At 48.3% G+C, this 17,915-nt stretch carries 15 protein-coding genes; 1 reads left to right on the top strand and 14 read right to left on the bottom strand.

Going from position 1 to position 17,915, the window contains the following annotated elements:
- Nucleotides 1-6 precede the first annotated feature (6 nt).
- Nucleotides 7-2,418 (top strand): glycoside hydrolase family 3 N-terminal domain-containing protein, encoded by a 2,412-nt coding sequence (locus BUB52_RS03815; protein WP_009122666.1) that lies wholly within the window; start codon nt 7-9, stop codon nt 2,416-2,418.
- Nucleotides 2,419-2,480: 62 nt separating this feature from the next.
- Here the strand turns inward: BUB52_RS03815 and miaA are convergent, their stop codons facing one another.
- From miaA to BUB52_RS03745, 14 genes are all read right to left on the bottom strand, one after another.
- Nucleotides 2,481-3,380 carry a tRNA (adenosine(37)-N6)-dimethylallyltransferase MiaA gene (gene miaA / locus BUB52_RS03810; protein WP_009122665.1) on the bottom strand — a complete coding sequence of 300 codons (900 nt, stop codon included), beginning with the start codon at nt 3,378-3,380 and terminating at the stop codon, nt 2,481-2,483.
- Between the two features lie 115 nt (nt 3,381-3,495).
- Nucleotides 3,496-4,056, bottom strand: a complete 561-nt coding sequence (locus BUB52_RS03805; RefSeq protein WP_009122664.1) for an IS1096 element passenger TnpR family protein — start codon at nt 4,054-4,056, stop codon at nt 3,496-3,498.
- Nucleotides 4,057-4,068: 12 nt separating this feature from the next.
- The gene (gene lpxA / locus BUB52_RS03800; RefSeq protein WP_009122663.1) at nt 4,069-4,845 is read right to left on the bottom strand and encodes an acyl-ACP--UDP-N-acetylglucosamine O-acyltransferase; all 777 of its coding nucleotides are present in this window, start codon (nt 4,843-4,845) and stop codon (nt 4,069-4,071) included.
- Nucleotides 4,846-4,852: 7 nt separating this feature from the next.
- The gene (locus BUB52_RS03795) at nt 4,853-6,238 is read right to left on the bottom strand and encodes a bifunctional UDP-3-O-[3-hydroxymyristoyl] N-acetylglucosamine deacetylase/3-hydroxyacyl-ACP dehydratase (RefSeq protein ID WP_009122662.1); all 1,386 of its coding nucleotides are present in this window, start codon (nt 6,236-6,238) and stop codon (nt 4,853-4,855) included.
- Between the two features lie 3 nt (nt 6,239-6,241).
- Complete coding sequence (gene lpxD / locus BUB52_RS03790; protein ID WP_009122661.1) at nt 6,242-7,282, bottom strand: UDP-3-O-(3-hydroxymyristoyl)glucosamine N-acyltransferase; 1,041 nt, start codon at nt 7,280-7,282, stop codon at nt 6,242-6,244.
- Between the two features lie 84 nt (nt 7,283-7,366).
- Nucleotides 7,367-8,596, bottom strand: a complete 1,230-nt coding sequence (locus tag BUB52_RS03785) for an HD domain-containing protein (RefSeq protein ID WP_039950957.1) — start codon at nt 8,594-8,596, stop codon at nt 7,367-7,369.
- A 102-nt stretch (nt 8,597-8,698) separates the two neighbouring features.
- Nucleotides 8,699-9,448 (bottom strand): hypothetical protein, encoded by a 750-nt coding sequence (locus BUB52_RS03780; RefSeq protein WP_009122659.1) that lies wholly within the window; start codon nt 9,446-9,448, stop codon nt 8,699-8,701.
- A gap of 33 nt (nt 9,449-9,481) precedes the next feature.
- A complete protein-coding gene (locus BUB52_RS03775; protein WP_009122658.1) occupies nt 9,482-10,642 on the bottom strand; it encodes a hypothetical protein in 1,161 nt (386 codons plus the stop codon).
- Between the two features lie 668 nt (nt 10,643-11,310).
- Nucleotides 11,311-12,135, bottom strand: a complete 825-nt coding sequence (gene pyrF, locus BUB52_RS03770) for an orotidine-5'-phosphate decarboxylase (protein ID WP_009122656.1) — start codon at nt 12,133-12,135, stop codon at nt 11,311-11,313.
- A 25-nt stretch (nt 12,136-12,160) separates the two neighbouring features.
- Nucleotides 12,161-13,933 (bottom strand): DUF4153 domain-containing protein, encoded by a 1,773-nt coding sequence (locus BUB52_RS03765; protein WP_009122655.1) that lies wholly within the window; start codon nt 13,931-13,933, stop codon nt 12,161-12,163.
- 2 nt (nt 13,934-13,935) lie between these two features.
- Nucleotides 13,936-15,048 carry a peptide chain release factor 1 gene (gene prfA, locus BUB52_RS03760; protein ID WP_009122654.1) on the bottom strand — a complete coding sequence of 371 codons (1,113 nt, stop codon included), beginning with the start codon at nt 15,046-15,048 and terminating at the stop codon, nt 13,936-13,938.
- A gap of 42 nt (nt 15,049-15,090) precedes the next feature.
- Entirely contained in the window at nt 15,091-16,260 is a 1,170-nt protein-coding gene (locus BUB52_RS03755; protein WP_039950954.1) for an AIR synthase-related protein, read from the bottom strand.
- A gap of 83 nt (nt 16,261-16,343) precedes the next feature.
- On the bottom strand, nt 16,344-16,925 hold the full coding sequence (locus tag BUB52_RS03750) for a LemA family protein (RefSeq protein WP_009122652.1): 582 nt from the start codon (nt 16,923-16,925) through the stop codon (nt 16,344-16,346).
- 69 nt (nt 16,926-16,994) lie between these two features.
- Nucleotides 16,995-17,906, bottom strand: coding sequence for a TPM domain-containing protein (locus BUB52_RS03745; protein ID WP_009122651.1), 912 nt, complete (start codon nt 17,904-17,906; stop codon nt 16,995-16,997).
- Between the last annotated feature and the right edge of the window lie 9 nt (nt 17,907-17,915).

The raw sequence follows: 17,915 nt of genomic DNA, 5'->3' as shown, positions 1-17,915 counted from the left end.
TTATACATGAAACACAAACTGATTATCGGTATTTCCGTCCTGTGTCTGGGACTCGTCGGCAATGTGCAGGCGCAAAACAAGAAAATGTATCGGAAAGGTTGGATCGATTTCAACAAGAACGGGGTGAAGGATATTTACGAAGACCCTTCCCAACCTGTTGAAAAGCGGGTGGCCGACCTGCTCTCCCAAATGTCTGTGGAGGAGAAAACCTGCCAGTTGGCAACCCTTTACGGCTACGGGCGCGTACTAAAGGACTCCCTGCCCGTTGCCGGCTGGAAAAATGAAATATGGAAAGACGGCATCGCGAATATCGATGAGATGCTGAATGGCGTGGGAAAGAAGTCCGCGCTGGTTCCCGATTTATTGTATCCTTTCAGCAACCATGCCGAGGCTGTCAATACCGTGCAACGCTGGTTTGTGGAGGAAACCCGTTTGGGGATTCCCGTTGACTTCACGAATGAGGGTATTCACGGACTGAACCACACCAAAGCCACTCCGTTGCCGGCCCCTATCGCAATCGGAAGTACCTGGAACAAAGAGCTTGTACGTCGTGCCGGCGTCATCGCCGGGCAGGAGGCGAAAGCGTTGGGATACACCAATGTGTACGCTCCCATACTGGATGTAGTACGCGATCCGCGTTGGGGACGTACATTGGAGTGTTATGGAGAAGAACCTTTTCTGATAGCGGCTCTGGGAACGGAAATGGTGAACGGTATTCAGTCGCAGGGGGTAGCCGCCACCTTGAAGCATTATGCGGTTTACAGCGTCCCCAAAGGCGGTCGTGACGGGCATTGCCGTACCGACCCGCACGTTGCTCCGCGTGAGTTGCACGAACTTTTCCTGTATCCTTTTAAGAAAGTTATTCAGAACTCGCATCCTATGGGAGTGATGAGCAGCTATAACGATTGGGACGGTGTGCCCGTGTCCGCCAGCTATTATTTTCTGACAGAGTTGCTGCGCGAGGAATACGGTTTCGACGGATATGTGGTGAGCGACAGCCAGGCCGTGGAGTTTGTAGAGTCCAAGCATCATGTGGCGGATACTTATGATGAGGCGGTACGTCAGGTGCTGGAAGCTGGTTTGAATGTGCGCACCCACTTTACTCCGCCTTCCGATTTTATTCTGCCCATCCGCCGGTTGCTGGAAGAAAAGAAGATTTCAATGGCTACGATAGACAAGCGTGTGTCGGAAGTGCTGCGGGTGAAATTCCGTTTGGGACTGTTCGACCGGCCTTATGTGACCGATACGGGAGCCGCCGATAACGTAGGCGGGGCAGACCGGAATATGGATTTTGTGAAGGAGATGCAGCAACAGGCTCTCGTGCTTCTGAAAAATGAGAATAATATTCTTCCGCTGGATAAACAGCGGATAAAGAAAGTGCTGGTGACAGGTCCGTTGGCTGATGAGGATAATTTCATGACCAGCCGTTACGGCCCTAACGGACTGGAGACGGTTACTGTGCTGGCCGGCCTGCGCGCTTATCTGCAAGGCGTTGCCGAAGTGGATTATGCCAAAGGTTGTGATATTGTGGACGCTGGCTGGCCGGCCACGGAGATATTGCCCGTACCCATGAATGAGCGGGAAAAGCGAGGCATCGCCGAGGCGGTGGCGAAAGCCGGTGAAAGCGACGTAGTCATTGCCGTGCTGGGTGAGGACGAGTATCGTACGGGGGAAAGCCGTTCGCGTACTTCGCTCGACTTGCCGGGACGCCAGCAGCAATTGCTTGAGGCATTGCATGCGACGGGAAAGCCGGTGATACTGGTGTTGATAAACGGCCAGCCGCTCACCGTCAATTGGGCGAATGCTTATATTCCCGCCATCTTGGAGTCGTGGTTCCCCGGTTGTCAGGGAGGAACGGTGATTGCGGAGACTTTGTTTGGCGAGCATAATCCGGGCGGCAAGCTGACGGTGACTTTCCCGAAGAGTGTGGGACAGATAGAGCTGAACTTCCCTTTCAAACCCGGTTCGCATGGCAGCCAGCCGAAATCCGGTCCCAACGGTTCGGGCGCGACACGTGTCATCGGTGAGCTGTACCCGTTCGGTTTCGGCCTGAGCTATACGACGTTTGCCTATTCCGATTTGGAAGTATCTCCGTTGCGGCAGCGTACGCAAGGGGAATATACGGTTAAAGTCAACGTTACGAATACGGGAAAGCGCGCGGGCGACGAGGTGGTGCAGCTGTATGTGCGCGATAAGGTGAGCAGCGTCATTACTTACGATTCGCAACTGCGTGGCTTTGAGAGGGTATCCTTGAAACCGGGTGAAACCAGACAGGTAACTTTCTCTTTGAAGCCGGAGGACTTGCAGATACTGGACCGCAATATGAACTGGACGGTGGAGCCGGGCGAGTTTGAGGTTATGATAGGTGCATCCAGCCAGGATATAAGGCTGAAAAAGACAATCACGGCTTTGCCTTGACGATAGCCGGATGGTAAAGGCGCGGGAAAGATTCTGCGGTCTGCGCCGATTGGCGGGCGGACTTATGACAGTTGGGAACGGAGGTATGCAAGTATCTCCGTTTCTTGTTCCGGATGAAACCAGCGTATTTCTTCGTCCCGCTTGAACCATGTCATCTGCTTACGGGAGTAGATGCGTGAGTTCTGCTGAATTTTCTCAATGGCGAAAGGCAGTGTCCATTCTCCGTCGAGGTAGTTGAAGATTTCCTTATAGCCTACGGTGTTCAGTGAGTTGAGCGCGCGGTGAGGGTAGACGCTGCGGGCTTCTTCTACAAGTCCGTCCGTTATCATCTGCTCTACGCGCCGGTTGATACGGTTGTACAATTCTTCACGGTCACGGGTGAGCCCTATTTTAATGATACGGAAGGGGCGTTCCTTTTTTTGCCGCGTGCGGAAAGAGGTATAGGTCTTTCCTGTCATATAACAGATTTCCAGGGCGTGGATTACTCGTTTATGGTTCTTTAAATCCACTATTTTGTAATACTCCGGATCCAGCAGTTTCAGTTCGGCGCAAAGGTTTTCCAAGCCTTCTGTTTCGTATTTGTGTAACATCGATTGCCGGGTTTCGGCATCTACGGTAGGGATGTCGTCAATGCCTTTGCATACGGCATCCACGTACATCATGGAACCGCCGGTCAGGAGTACGACTTCGTGCCGGGTATAGAGTTGCTCAAGAAGTTGCAGTACTTCGGCTTCATATTGGGCGGCGCTGTAATAGTCGGTCAGTTGCAGGGTGCCGACGAAGTAATGCCGTACCCGTTGCAATTGTTCCGGGGTAGGGGCGGCCGTACCGATTTTCAGGTCGGCGTAAAGTTGCCGTGAATCGGCGGAAACGATGCACGTCCGGAAATGCTCCGCCAGTCGGAGGCTGAGTTCTGTCTTGCCTACTCCCGTAGGGCCTATAAGTACTATCAATGTTTTCATGAGGTCGCAATAAAATAATTCGGGCGAAGAACAGTTGCATCCTTTGATACGAATGTATCCTCGTAGGATATTTCAGTATCATTGGAGCAAATTGTTATTCGCCCGAACCGGTTTATCAGAATTTGTCTTCTTCGTAAGGAATATCGGCGGAACCTTCGTCCAGGCCGCCGAAGCCTTCTTTGTCGAAGTCTTCCATGTCGAAGTCCTGGTCGCCGTAGAAGCTTTCGTCCAGGTCGAGCGAACCGCCGGCAGCCGCCATTTCTTCAAAGTCAATGGTTTGTTTGGGAGCTTCCCCGGCTTTCTTGGTGCATTTCGCTCCGGTCATATTCTTGCCGGTGATGATTTCGGAGAGCTCGATGAAGAAACAACGTTCCGTCATGTAGTCGAATACATACAGAAGTTTCTGCTTTTCGTCTTCTACCAATTCGCTGACCAGGGTTTCTTTCATCACCCAACTGTCTATTTCCGGATTGTCATCCATCTCTTCGAGGGTTACTTCCTTTTCCTTTTCCCAATCGTCGTCGCAGATGAAGAAAGAGGTCATCTGGTCGTTGGTATAACCCGCTGATTTCAGGATAGCTTCGTGGAAGTCATAGAACGTAGCTTCCGGGTCGATTTGTATTTCTCTGATGAAGTCATCTACTTCATCGGAGATGAGAGTAAATCTATATATCATAGTGCTAACTTTTTATTTACTTGCAGGGATAATGCCGCGAGTCGATTCACGTATAAAGTTTACAATATAGCTGATTTCGGGTGTCATTTCCATTTCATTCTCAATCTTTTTCAAAGCTTCCGTATTGTTCAGTCCGCTTTGATAGATGATGCGGTAGGCGTCATGAATGGCTTCGATAGTTTCGTTGGAGAAACCGCGGCGGCGCAGCCCCACGATATTGAGCCCTGCATAGCAGATAGGCTCGCGGCCGGCTATGATGTAAGGCGGTATGTCTTTGCTGAAACGGCATCCGCCCTGTATCATCCCGAATCCGCCTACGCGGCAGAACTGGTGCATCAGTACATTGGCGCTGATAATGGAGTTGTCGTCTATTACAATCTCACCGGCCATTTTGGTGGAGTTGCCGATGATGCAGCCGTTGCCTATGATGGCATCGTGCGCCACATGTACGCTCTCCATCAGCAGGTTGTTGCTGCCTACGATTGTCTTTCCTTTGGCGGCTGTACCCCGGTTGATTGTTACATTCTCGCGGATGGTATTGTTATCGCCTATCTCGGCGGTAGTCTCTTCTCCTCTGAACTTCAGGTCTTGAGGAATGGCACCGATGACAGCTCCGGGAAAAATGGTATTCCCATTGCCGATACGCGACCCGTACAGAATGTTGGCATTCGCCATAATCTTGTTATTATCGCCGATTACCACATTCTTGTCAATGAAAACAAAAGGAGCAATCTCTACGTTTTCCCCGATTTTCGCCTCGGGATGAATATACGCTAAGGGACTTATCATAATTAATTTACTTGTTTTTTACTATTTGAGCCATAAATTCAGCCTCGCACACTACCTTTTCGCCTACGAATACATAGCCTTTCATAGTAGAGATACCCCGACGGATGGGGGCCAGCAGTTCAATGCGGAAAATCAAGGTGTCTCCCGGCACTACTTTCTGGCGGAACTTAACGCCGTCTATCTTCATGAAGTAGGTGGAATAGCGTTCCGGTTCGTCTACGGAGTTCAGAACAAGTAAACCGCCTGTCTGCGCCATTGCTTCCACTTGCAATACGCCGGGCATTACGGGCTCTTGCGGGAAGTGTCCCTGGAAGAAAGGTTCGTTGGCCGTTACGTTCTTGACGCCTACGATGTAGTTGGCGCCTATCTCTATTACTTTGTCCACCAGTTGGAACGGATAGCGGTGCGGCAACAGTTCACGGATGCGGTTTACATCCATAATCGGTTCGCGGTTGCAGTCGTATGTAGGAGCCTGTATCTCGTGCAGGCGGATTTCCTTACGCATCTGGCGGGCAAACTTATTGTTGATGGTATGTCCCGGACGCGTGGCGATGATACGCCCCTTGATGGGCTTGCCGATCAGAGCCAGGTCGCCGATTACGTCCAACAGTTTGTGGCGGGCGCATTCGTTGGGCCATACCAGAGGTTTGTGGTTGATGTAACCCAACTGTTTGGCATCCATGTGCGGCACGCCCATTACGTCAGCGAGCTTGTCGTAAGCATCCTGCGGCATTTCGCGCTCGTAGATAACGATGGCGTTGTCCAAGTCGCCGCCTTTGATAAGTCCGGCCTGCAACAACGGTTCTATCTCGCGTACGAATACGAAAGTACGGCTGGCGGCTACTTCATCCTTGAACTTTGTCATGTCTTCCAATGTGGCAAATTGGTTGGGGATGATAGTAGAGTCGTAGGATACCAGCACGTTCAGGCTGAAGTTCTCATCGGGTAATACGATGATGGATGAGCCGGTCGCCTCATCGCGGAATTCAATCTTGGACTTGATGATATAGAAATCCTTTACGGCACTCTGTTCTACCGTGCCTACGCGTTCTATTTCGTTGACATAATATTGGGCGCTTCCATCCAGAATGGGAAATTCCGGACCGTTCACCTGAATAAGGCAGTTGTCTATGCCCAATGCATAAAGCGCAGCCATACCATGCTCTACGGTACTTACCTTCGCTCCGTTTTTGGAGAGTACGGTACCGCGTGTCGTTTCGGTCACATTATCGGCGACAGCGTCAATGATGGGCTGACCTTCCAGGTCGGTACGCTGAATCTTATATCCGTGATTGTCGGGAGCAGGGTTGAAAGTAACGGTCAGATCAAGTCCTGTGTGAAGACCTTTTCCACTGAGCGAAAAGCTGTCTTTCAGAGTCTTTTGTTTCAACATTGGTTACTTATTTAATTGTTTTTTTAATTCATTGAGTTCTTTGCGAAGCGCGTTCACTTCAAAGTACATATCCGGCAACTTGCGGAATACGGTCTGCGCCTTGAAGTAAGGTTTCACTTCCATAGGCGGAGTGCCTATCAATTGGCTGCCTTCCTTTATATTGCCGGGAACACCCGATTGCGCGCCAAGGTTCACTTTGTTGCCGATATGAATATGTCCGGCTATACCGACCTGGCCGCCGAACATACACCATTCGCCTATCTTGGTGGAACCGGCGATACCCACTTGGGCTGCCATCACCGTATGCGAACCGATTTCGTCGTTATGGGCCACCTGTATCAGGTTATCCAGCTTTACACCGCTGTGCACGATGGTGGCTCCCATTGTTGCGCGGTCTACGCAAGTATTGGCGCCGATTTCCACGTTGTCTTCCAATATGGTGATACCGATTTGAGGAATCTTCTCATAACCCTCGGGAGTAGGGGCGAAACCGAATCCGTCCGCACCGATTACGCAACCGGCGTGCAATATACAGTGGTTGCCTACGCGGCAATCGTGGTAGATGGTTACATTTGCGTAAATGATACAGTCACTGCCTACCTTGGCGCCGCTTCCGATGGTGGCGTGCGGATGAATCACCGTATTGTCTCCCACTTCTGCGTACTCTCCGATACAGGCAAAAGGTGCGATGTAAACATCTTTGCCTATTTTTGCGGTCTCGGCAACGTATGCTCGCGAATCGATACCGGTACGCTTTGGTTTGCTTTGTTCGTAAAGGTTTAATAATTTAGCGAGGCTTTCGTAAGCATTGTCTACCTTAATCATTGTAGCTTTTACTTCCTGTTCGGGAACGAAATCCTTGTTTACCAAGACAATACTCGATTGGGTTTCGTACAGATAAGGTATGTATTTAGGGTTGGATAAGAAAGAGATTGCTCCGGGTATTCCTTCTTCGATTTTGGCGAAGGTGTGTACGGTTACATTCTCGTTTCCAACGATTTCTCCTTGGATAAATGTTGCAATTTGTTTAGCAGAGAACTCCATGTCTTATTGTTGTTAGATGGTTTCAAAACACAAATAACGGACTTTTTTTTTATATATCCTTGTCCTGTGATGAATATTTTATACTTATCTATGCAAACGTTGGTAGCATAAGTAGTATTTTTTTACTTTCTTGGATAGCAAGGATATATTGAGCATATCTGATGCTTCGGCTATGTTTTTAGTAGAGCCGTCGTTGTACAGGATGTCAATGCTGTCGTCGGCCGGGTCGTACATATTTTTCTCGATGCCGGGGGTGGAAATGAAATAACCGGCTTCGGAAAGGGGGATGTCCAGTTGCTTGCTGATTTGCCGGGTGATTTCTTTTTTACGCTCTTCGCTGAATGGTTCGGTGGAGATTTCCACTTTGAATATGTTGCGGTTAATCATGCCCAGGCTTAGTGTGGAAAGCACTTTGTCCGAATGGGCGCTCCATACCTTCAAGGCAGTCCAAAGGTCGTTATCGTCCAGTTGGATATAGTTTTCCAGACAGTCCGGGTTGTTATAGAATGTTTCCCGGCTGATGTCATTATACAGGAAGAACTTCAGCGCGGGCGGGGCAAACAAATCCACACCCTTGCCGGCCAGCTCCTTGGCGCGTAACAGGGTACTGATGAGCATCTTCTCGTAAGCAACCGACGTTTTATGCAGATATACCTGCCAGTACATCAGACGGCGCGCGGTGAGAAAGTTCTCAATGGAATAGATGCCTTTGGATTCTACCACCAGGTGGTCGTCCTTTACATCGAGCATCTTGATGATACGTGCCGAGCCTATATTTCCCTCCGTGACCCCTGTATAGAAACTGTCGCGACGAAGGTAGTCGAGGCGGTCCATATCCAGTTGTCCGCTGACCAGCTGATGAAGGAAACGTTTGGGATATTCGTCCTTGAATATCTGGATGGCGAGTGTGAGCTGCCCGTTCATCTCTTTGTTGATACGTTCCATGAGCATCAGGGAAATGTCTTCGTGCGATACGCCTTGGACAATGGTATTCTCCAATACGTGCGAGAACGGACCATGCCCGATGTCGTGCATCAGGATGGCTGCCTGTACGGCTTCAGCTTCACTGTCGAAGATGAAATTGCCTTTGGCTGTGAGTTGCTGGATGGCCTCGCTCATCAGGTAGAAGGCTCCGAGTGAATGCTGGAACCGGGTGTGTTGCGCGCCGGGATATACGACAGAGGATAATCCCAGTTGCTTGATACGGGTAAGACGTTGTAAAAGGGGATGCCGTACAATGTCGTACAGCAGCCCCTTTGGTATATTGATGAACCCGAACACCGGGTCGTTGATGATTTTACGTTCGTAGGACATGGCTAAGTATTTGGCAACAAAGGTAGTTTGTTTTCGGGAGATGACAAAATGTGATGCCGGGAGACTTGCAGGTGCCGGCATATAGCGTCGTACCCTTTGTCGCTACTTGCTTTCCTTTCCCGATAAATCATAGGAATTCTGTTCCAACAGATTTCCTATTTCATCCAATTCCTCTTGCGGAATACCCAATACTTGTTTGTTACGTTCATTCAGTCGGTGCATTATACCGTACGTGCGTTCCAGCAATCGCACTACGGTGTTATGTACGCTCAATACATAACGCACATCGTTTCTCTGTATGAGTGCCAGAAACGCTTCTTTCGGATTAGGATAATCTGTGGGCGGATATTGGTGCCAATAGGCGCGGAAAGCGTCCATCCGCAGATTTTGTATCTTATTGTATTGCTCGTAGCAGGCATGCAGGATGCTGTAACAGTTGCCTATGCGCCCTATCACTTTTTCATCGTCCAAGTATTGCCATACCTCAAAACTGTTGGAGAAAATGCTCTCGGCGGTATTATCCGTTATGTTCATGCGGTGTGAACCGAAAGTGTTGACAAACAGTATCAAGGAGTCGTTTCCCATCTGCTCATACTTATCGGGCATGAGGGAACATACCCGCGTGAACAGGCTGTCCCTTCTCTGTAACTCCTGCAAGAGCATTTCCATAGTGTCGATGGCGGAATCTAAGTTGTGCAAGGTAATCATGACGGTCTTTCTGGCCATTTCGGCTTTATTGCGGTTTTCTATATAGAAAGTTGTACCGAAAGTCAGAATGATACCTATGATAGTGCCTGCCGTAGCACCTGTGGTATTCTTCCACCAGTCTTTGTCAAGGAAACGCTGTTTCATCTCTTCTTATGGTTATCGGATGAATAGTCAGGCTTATTTAATCGTGATTTGGAATTGCAGGTCTGTACAAACGGTCGGATATTTCTTTCCGTCATATTCCCAATATCCTTTTAGGCGTTCTACCATGTGGTAAGTGCCGATTGCAGGAATTGTGGCATCATGTTTTAAAGTTACGTTACATGTTGTATTTTTGCCCTGAGTGGTATAACCCAACGAAATGAACTGAGGGTCTGCATCTGCCATTTCTCCTTGTGAGTTGTACAAGCCTCGGTTTTCAAACGCCTCAAAGGTTGTTTTATCATTCTGTTTGCCCAAACGATAAAAATCGTGGGTCATATCTATGGTGATTTGTCTATTAAACTCCGGGGCGGACAATTCTGTATGCAGCAGGCTGAGTTGGTCGTCCTTGATGATGCACTTCGGAGAAGAAACAATGAGGCGCACAGGAGTATAGGCAACACGGCCGTTAGGGCCGGTTATCATAACCCGGCAGTCCAAAAAGGCGATGGTTGTGATGGCTTTTTTTACCGTTTCGAGTTGGGCGTTATCCACTTGCAGATAGAAGCCTGTTTTACCTGTCATCGGAGCTATTGCGAAATGTGTGATACTTATGCTGGGTGTAGAGCTTCCGGTGCCATTGACTACCTTTATATTGTCGTAGCTGATGGCGGCAAGGTCGGCTGCGTTGTCGGCTGTGATGATGAACGGAATCTCCATCAGTTTGCCGTCTTCGGCACTGTAGAAAGTAAAGGCTTGCGGATGGACCGGTGTATACTTACCCTCGATGCTATATGGGTCGTTTGTTTTCAATGTGGTTTGGATATACATATTATCTTCTTGATAGACGGAAAGTATTACGTCCTGACCGTTTTGAATGCGTGAGAAGTCCTTTACTTTTGCTGCTATCTGCCATACACCGTTACCTTTGGGAGTGAGTCGGGTTACTTCGAAAACACCGCTTTCATTGAATAATGATGTGCTGAGTACGGCTTTGGCTATTGGAGTATTTTCGGGTACTACCTTGACTTCTATGGTCGTACTGCCGTCTTCGGCCAGATTGAAGCTTTCACTGTTTACTTTTACATCCTGAAGGATGATGATTTCTTCTTCACTGCTACACGACGGAATAGTAAAACTAATAAAACCTGCCACCAGCAAGAATGATGCGCTTTTCGCTAATTGTTTGATTTTCATTTATAGTTATTTTTAGTGTGATATGATGACTGATTGAAGAATGGGCTTTTAGCGAAATATGTAGGGAATGGAAACGGTGATGTAGAATGGAACTCTGCGGCCTTTTGTGTTTTATGGCGCTATGCTGTTAAATGGTTCCGGCTGCAAAGATATGGTAAATCTTTGGATATGCAATGAGTGTAGTGTAAATAAAGTTGATTCCTATGGGTTTTTATTCAAATTATTTCCTTTTTTATTACAGTAACTTCGTTTGTCCGTTATGGTGGAATATAAGTGGTTTGCACTATCTATTTGTTTTATTATTATCTGTATAATAGTGTTTTATATCAATATTTAGGCGGGTTTGTCGAATTGGGTCTAATTGTTTTCAGGTGCTGTGATTTATCAGTGAATGTGTTCTTATATTTTAACTAAAATGATAGTTTATAAGTAGTGTAAATTGACTGATAAAAGTGTTTATGTTGACATTTTTACCAGTTAATGGGATTATTTGGCAATCGTATGTTATTAGTTTGTATATGGATGGTTCGGTGTATCGGTCTATTGTGAGAAACAGCTATTAGTGACGTTCGCTTTTGTAAGACGGAAACAGAACAGGCAGAGCCGGCAGCGTGAAAATTGTCTGTCCGGCTCTGCCTGATGTTGCTATAATGCAGATTGTTCTTCTATCAGAATATCGCTTTCAACTGCTCTGCCATTTGTGCCTGTACTTCCTGTGCGGCTTTGCGTGAAGCAGCTGCAAAATCCTCAGTCTTATCTACGTAGATGATACCGCGGCTGGAATTTACAATCAGTCCGCAAGTATTGTTCATACCGTATTTGCAGACCTCTTCCAATGAACCGCCTTGTGCGCCTACGCCGGGTACTAAGAGGAAGTGATTGGGAACAATCTTGCGGATATCCTCAAAAGCGCGTCCTTGGGTGGCGCCCACTACATACATCATTTGCTCATCGCTTGCCCATTCTTGTGACTTGCGCAAAACTTTCTCGAAGAGGCGTTCTCCGTTCTTGTCTTCCGTCAGCTGAAAGTCATGCGAACCTTTGTTGCTGGTCAATGCAAGCAGGATAACCCATTTATTCTCGTAGGTGAGGAACGGGGTAACACTGTCTTCACCCATGTAGGGAGCTACGGTTACCGAATCTATGTCCAGTTCTTCAAAGAATGTACGTGCGTACATGGCAGAGGTATTGCCGATGTCGCCGCGCTTGGCATCGGCTATGATGAACTGGTCCGGGTAGTTCTGCTTGATGTAGTTTACGGTCTTTTCAAAGGCAATCCAGCCTTTTACTCCCATGCTCTCATAGAAGGCGAGATTCGGTTTGTAGGCGATACACAGGTCGGCTGTTGCATCGATAATTGCTTTGTTGAAGGCGAAGATAGGGTCTTCTTCTTTCAACAGGTGTTCCGGGATTTTCTTAACATCCGTGTCCAAACCTACGCAGAGAAATGATTTCTTGCGTTTTATATTCTCAAAGAGTTGTTGTTTGTTCATATCGCAAATTGTTGGTTTAATGGTTTTACTTTTTAAATAAATATCCCTTGATGCTCATTCTTACATCTTCGTCACTGCTTTTTTCATAATGAATATCGAATGCAGTCAGCATGAACAGGTTTTTGGGAGAGTTACACCGGAAAGAGGTAGGCGGTATATGTCCGTGCTTGCTGCTTTTTTCCAGCATTTCCAATGTACTGAGTTCGATGTATACGCTATCGTTCAGATTGCCCGTCCGGGTATCGAGTGAAACGGGTAATGTCCCGTTCCCGAGGTATTGGCGGGGAATGGTGAAACGGTGGCCGGACAGACCGGCGTCGGGAATGGCGATAAATCGGGTATAGCCTGCGGGAATATTGATGATTGTTTGGCTGTCGATTTCGCCGCTATAAGTAACTCTGTCGCTATCTGTGTCGGTGGCTATCGTATCTGTATCAATATCCGCTGTCACAGAATAGAGGTTATATGTCACATCCTTGTCTATCAGGTGGGTAACGCTCTCCGTACCGAACCAGTTGCTCAGATATCTGAATTTACCGTTTATCTGTATCGCCTGCTTTTCCGGCAACGAGTAAATCCACTCCTTATATTGCTCTAATGAGAGGGGAGTATCCGCCCGGCAACTGCGTTGCATCTCGGCCTTTATCTCTTTAAGAATCGTATTCTTTGTAATGCCGGCATAATTGACGGGCAATGCCGATGTCAGCAAAAAGATACCGGCAAACGAAATGGGTATCCAGTTGATACGCCGCGCTTTTATGACGAACAATCCGATGCAGACAATATAGAACCAACCGTTAAGCGTAGCGAGATAGAGCCGGTTGATGGTGATGCCGTAATCGTTGAACCGGCGTATGATGCCTATTGTCATCAACAGCAACAATGGCAGTATCAGTACAGGCATCCAGCGTGCAATCCAGTTGTCAAATCGCTTGCCTTCTTTAAAACGTGTGGGGTATAGCCCGAATTGGACGGCGATACATACCGTCATCAGTGCTACGATAAGCCATGATACCCAACCTGTGGGCAGCTCCCAACTGATAAGGATACGGGTGGCATAGATATATAGCACTATCAGATAACCGGCCGTAAGAGGAAGGAACAGATAGTGCAGAATACCGTTCAGGAATTCCGATGAATGCGGCTCCCGGTTATGCTTGTCGTTTCCCTGCGGCAACAATCCGAGGAATAGCATTAAACCGAGCGATACATTACACAGGTAGTAGATATAAGCGTAGCACTTTCCGCTGATATGAATATCGAACAGCTGGTGCAAGGAGAACAGCAGCAAGCTGATGCCTGCACACAAGATAAGACCTATCACCTGTGTAACGATATATGCCGAAACAGTGTTCAGCGCAAAGTTCCAGCTGGCGATGTCATTCTTCTCACGCAGGAACGAAAGGAAGAAAGTGGAGAGCCCTACGGCAAGAATGGCCGCCGCATGGGCGATGCCGATTTCAATCCAGGAGCTTTCTGTGGTGAGATAATGATAGAGCAGGAAAGCATCGGCTATAAGTAAAGCGTGTGCGGCGAGGTTTATGCCTGTTTTCAACAGGCGGCTTTTTACTTCCTCGCTCCACAGATGGAGCGTGAGCGAAAGCAGGATACCTACCGACAGATAGTAGCCGATGATGAACAGTAACCGGTCTTCGCCTTTCCAGTCTGTGTACGTCAGATAGATGAGGTAGGCCGTGAATACAAAGATAAAGGTTACCGTAACCGGAAAGCGTTTCAAACAATTCTGAAACGCCTCGGTAGCCGTGTGAAACGCTTTCTCTACTGATAGCCCTTTCATAACTACAATTCGCTTTCTTTCAGTCTCTCCGCATTTTCGGCAACAATCAGATGATCGATGCAGTCCTGAATATCACCGTCCATAAAAGCGGCGAGGTTATAGATGGTATAGTTGATACGGTGGTCGGTGATACGTCCTTGCGGATAGTTGTAAGTACGTATTTTTGCCGAACGGTCACCGGTGGAAACCATGGTTTTGCGTTTGGATGCGATATCGTCGATGTATTTCTGGTGTTCCTTGTCGTATATAAAGGTACGCAGGCGGGATAGGGCTCGTTCTTTGTTCTTCGGTTGGTCGCGCGTTTCGGTACATTCGATGAGGATTTCCTCTACGACGCCGGTATTCGGATTTTTCCAGTTGTAGCGTAAGCGTACGCCGGATTCCACCTTATTCACGTTCTGACCGCCCGCACCACCGCTTCGGAAGGTATCCCATTTGATTTCTCCCTCGTTGATGACTACATCGAATTCTTCGGCTTCGGGCAGTACGGCCACGGATGCGGCGGATGTGTGCACACGTCCTTGCGTTTCGGTGGCAGGCACACGCTGTACGCGATGTACGCCCGATTCATATTTCAGCGTGCCATATACATTATCACCCGTTACGGAGCAGATGATTTCCTTGAAACCGCCGGCAGCGCCTTCGTTGGCGCTGGATATATCCAGTTTCCAGCCTTTTGTCTCGCAATACTTGGTGTACATACGGAAGAGGTCGCCGGCAAAGATGGCGGCTTCGTCTCCACCTGCGCCGCCACGGATTTCAAGTATTGCGTTACGGCTATCCTGCGGGTCGGCAGGCACAAGCAGCAGCTTTATCTCTTCTTCCAACTCCGGTTGGCGTGCTTGGCAGGCATCAAGTTCTTCACGGGCCATTTCACGCATCTCGGCATCGGTTTCGTTGGCGATGATTTCTTTCGCTTCCTCAATGCCGCTCAGCACCTGCATGTATTCCTTGCGGGCATTCATCAAGTCACCCAGTTCTTTATATTCTTTGGTAAGCTTGACATAGCGCTTCTGGTCGGCAATCACTGCCGGGTCGGTTATCAGTGTGGATACTTCTTCGAAGCGGGCAACGAGGCCTTCCAGTTTCTCAAGTATGGTATTGTTATCTGCCATTTAATTCAAGTGGTAATGTTATGATGAGATGATAAGCCGGGATTAGTATTTGAACTCTCCGAATTCACTCTTGATAATCAACTCTTTCTTATCGCTCTCTTCGATACGTCCTACAATCTGTGCATCAATATTGAAGCTTTTGCTGATGGCGATCACTTCTTCCGCATGTTCGGGAGAAAGATATACCTCAAGACGGTGTCCCATATTGAATACCTTGTACATTTCGCTCCAGTCCGTATCGCTTTGTTCCTTGATAGTCCTGAACAATGGCGGAACAGGGAAAAGGTTGTCTTTGATAACGCGGCAATTGTCGCCTACAAAGTGCAGAACTTTGGTTTGAGCGCCGCCGGAGCAGTGTACCATACCGTGAATTTCGGGACGGAGCGTGTCGAGTAATTTCTTAACTACCGGTGCGTACGTACGGGTGGGAGAGAGTACCAGTTTGCCGGCATCCAACGGACTGCCTTCCACGTTGTCTGTCAGCTTCAGCTTTCCGCTGTAAACCAGTTCATCGGGTACAGCTTTGTCGTAGCTTTCCGGATATTTCTCTGCCAGGTATTTGGAGAATACATCGTGGCGGGCACTGGTAAGCCCGTTGCTGCCCATACCGCCGTTATACTCTTTCTCATAAGTGGCTTGTCCGCAAGAGGACAGACCTACAATCACATCTCCCGGACGGATATTGGCATTGTCGATGACATCCGAACGTTTCATGCGGCAAGTTACCGTAGAGTCTACGATAATGGTGCGTACCAGATCGCCGACGTCGGCAGTCTCACCGCCGGTAGCATATACGCCCACACCCATTTCTCGGAGTTCGGCAAGCAGTTCGTCCGTTCCGTTGATGATGGCGGAAATCACTTCCCCCGGGATAAGCAGCTTATTGCGTCCGATAGTACTTGATACCAGGATATTGTTTACTGCGCCTACGCAAAGCAGGTCGTCGATATTCATTATCAGCGCATCCTGCGCGATACCTTTCCAAACGGAGAGATCACCTGTTTCTTTCCAGTACATGTATGCCAGACTGGATTTGGTTCCTGCACCGTCGGCGTGCATGATATTACAGTACTCGGGATCACCGCCCAGAATATCAGGGATGATTTTGCAGAAAGCCTGCGGGAAGATACCTTTGTCGATGTTTTTGATGGCGTTGTGCACATCTTCTTTGGACGCGCTGACGCCTCTCATCATATATCGTTGATTACTCATGAGATAATAAGTTTGTTCAATTGAGCGCAAAAGTAGTGATTATTTCGCTTATAGCCTTAGCTTTGTATAAAAAATATAAAGTGTTAAAACTCTACTTTAGGAGCTTGGTCACTACCTTCGGCCGCTTCAAAATAAGCGCGTTTCTCAAAGCCGAAAAGACCGGCAAGGATGTTTTTCGGGAAACGGCGAATGGCTGTATTAAAGTTTTTCGCCGCATTGTTGAAGTTGGTACGTGCTACGTTGATGCGGTTTTCCGTGCCTTCCAGCTGGGCTTGCAGTTCCAGAAAGTTTTGGTTGGCTTTCAGGTCGGGATAATTTTCGGTAATGGCAAGCAGCTTGCCGAGAGCGGAAGTGACCGCACCCTGAGCTTTTTGATATTCAGCCAGCTTTTCCGGTGTCAGGTCATTGGCGTCTACGGTCATTTGGGTAGCTTTGCTGCGGGCCTCTACTACACTTTCCAGTGTTTCTTTCTCGTGAGAGGCATATCCTTTGACTGTATTTACAAGATTCGGAATCAGGTCGGCACGACGTTGATATTGTGTTTCGACGTTCGACCATTGTCCGCTGACATTTTCGTCCATAGTGACAAGTCCGTTATAACCGGTAACACCCCAAATGGCGAGAAGGGCTATAACAACAATGATGATAATGGTTGATTTCTTCATACTTCTTTTTTTATTATTAATGATATAATCTCAATTCTTTTATTACAAAAGGACATTCGGCCGTACCGGTCAGAACCGTGAACCGGCTCCGCCGCCACCGCCCATACCTCCGCCGAAGCTGCCGCCGCTAAAACCGCCGCCACCCCCGAAACTGCCTCTTCCGAAGCCACCGCCGAAAATGACAGGACCACCGCCACCGCCGCCCCGGTAATTCTCATCGTAGGATTGCTGACGGCGTACTACCTTATGTCCGCAGTTACGGCATGTATAAGTGACATCTTCCGTCCGTACTCCGTTATGGCGTGAAACGAGTACGCTATTACTCCGTTGCAGCTTATGCTGACCGCATTGCGGGCATTTGCTTGCGGCACGTGTCTTCAATATTCCCGCCGCGATGGCGATGGCAAAGAAACCGACAACAGCCAGAATCAATCCTATCGGGGAGTCACCTCCATCCTCATCCGAATCGTTTACCATACTGCCGTCAAGGCGGGCGCATACGGCACGTACGCCTGCCACCATACCCGCATCCCAGTTGCCGTCTTTCAGGTAAGGAATCATGTCTCGTGTTTGAATACGTTTACAGATGGCATCGGGCAGGTCTCCTTCCAAACCGTATCCGGTATAAAACTGGATGCAGCGCTGGTCGGTTACCAACAGGATAACCAGTCCGTTATTTTTGCCTTTTTTGCCCACACCCCATTCGTTGAGCAATCGGTGCGAGAAGTCAAAACAGTCCTCGTTGCCGATGGAAGGTACGACGGCTACTACGGTTTCAATACCGGTTTGCTGCTCCAATGCATAAAGCATACGGTCTATTTCATCGCATGCCGCAGCGGAGAGTATGCCGGCAGGGTTGCAAACGTAACGTGTCTTGTCCTGAAGATGTACTTTAGGAATGTTTTGGGTAGTGTAAATTTCTTGTGCCTGCAAGGAAACGAGCACGCACAAGAAAAGTGCTATGGAGATAAATCGTTTCATACTATTGTA

This window comes from Bacteroides clarus YIT 12056 (genome assembly GCF_900129655.1).
Classification (GTDB): Bacteria; Bacteroidota; Bacteroidia; order Bacteroidales; family Bacteroidaceae; genus Bacteroides; species Bacteroides clarus.
This window is presented reverse-complemented; position numbering and strand designations above follow the sequence as displayed.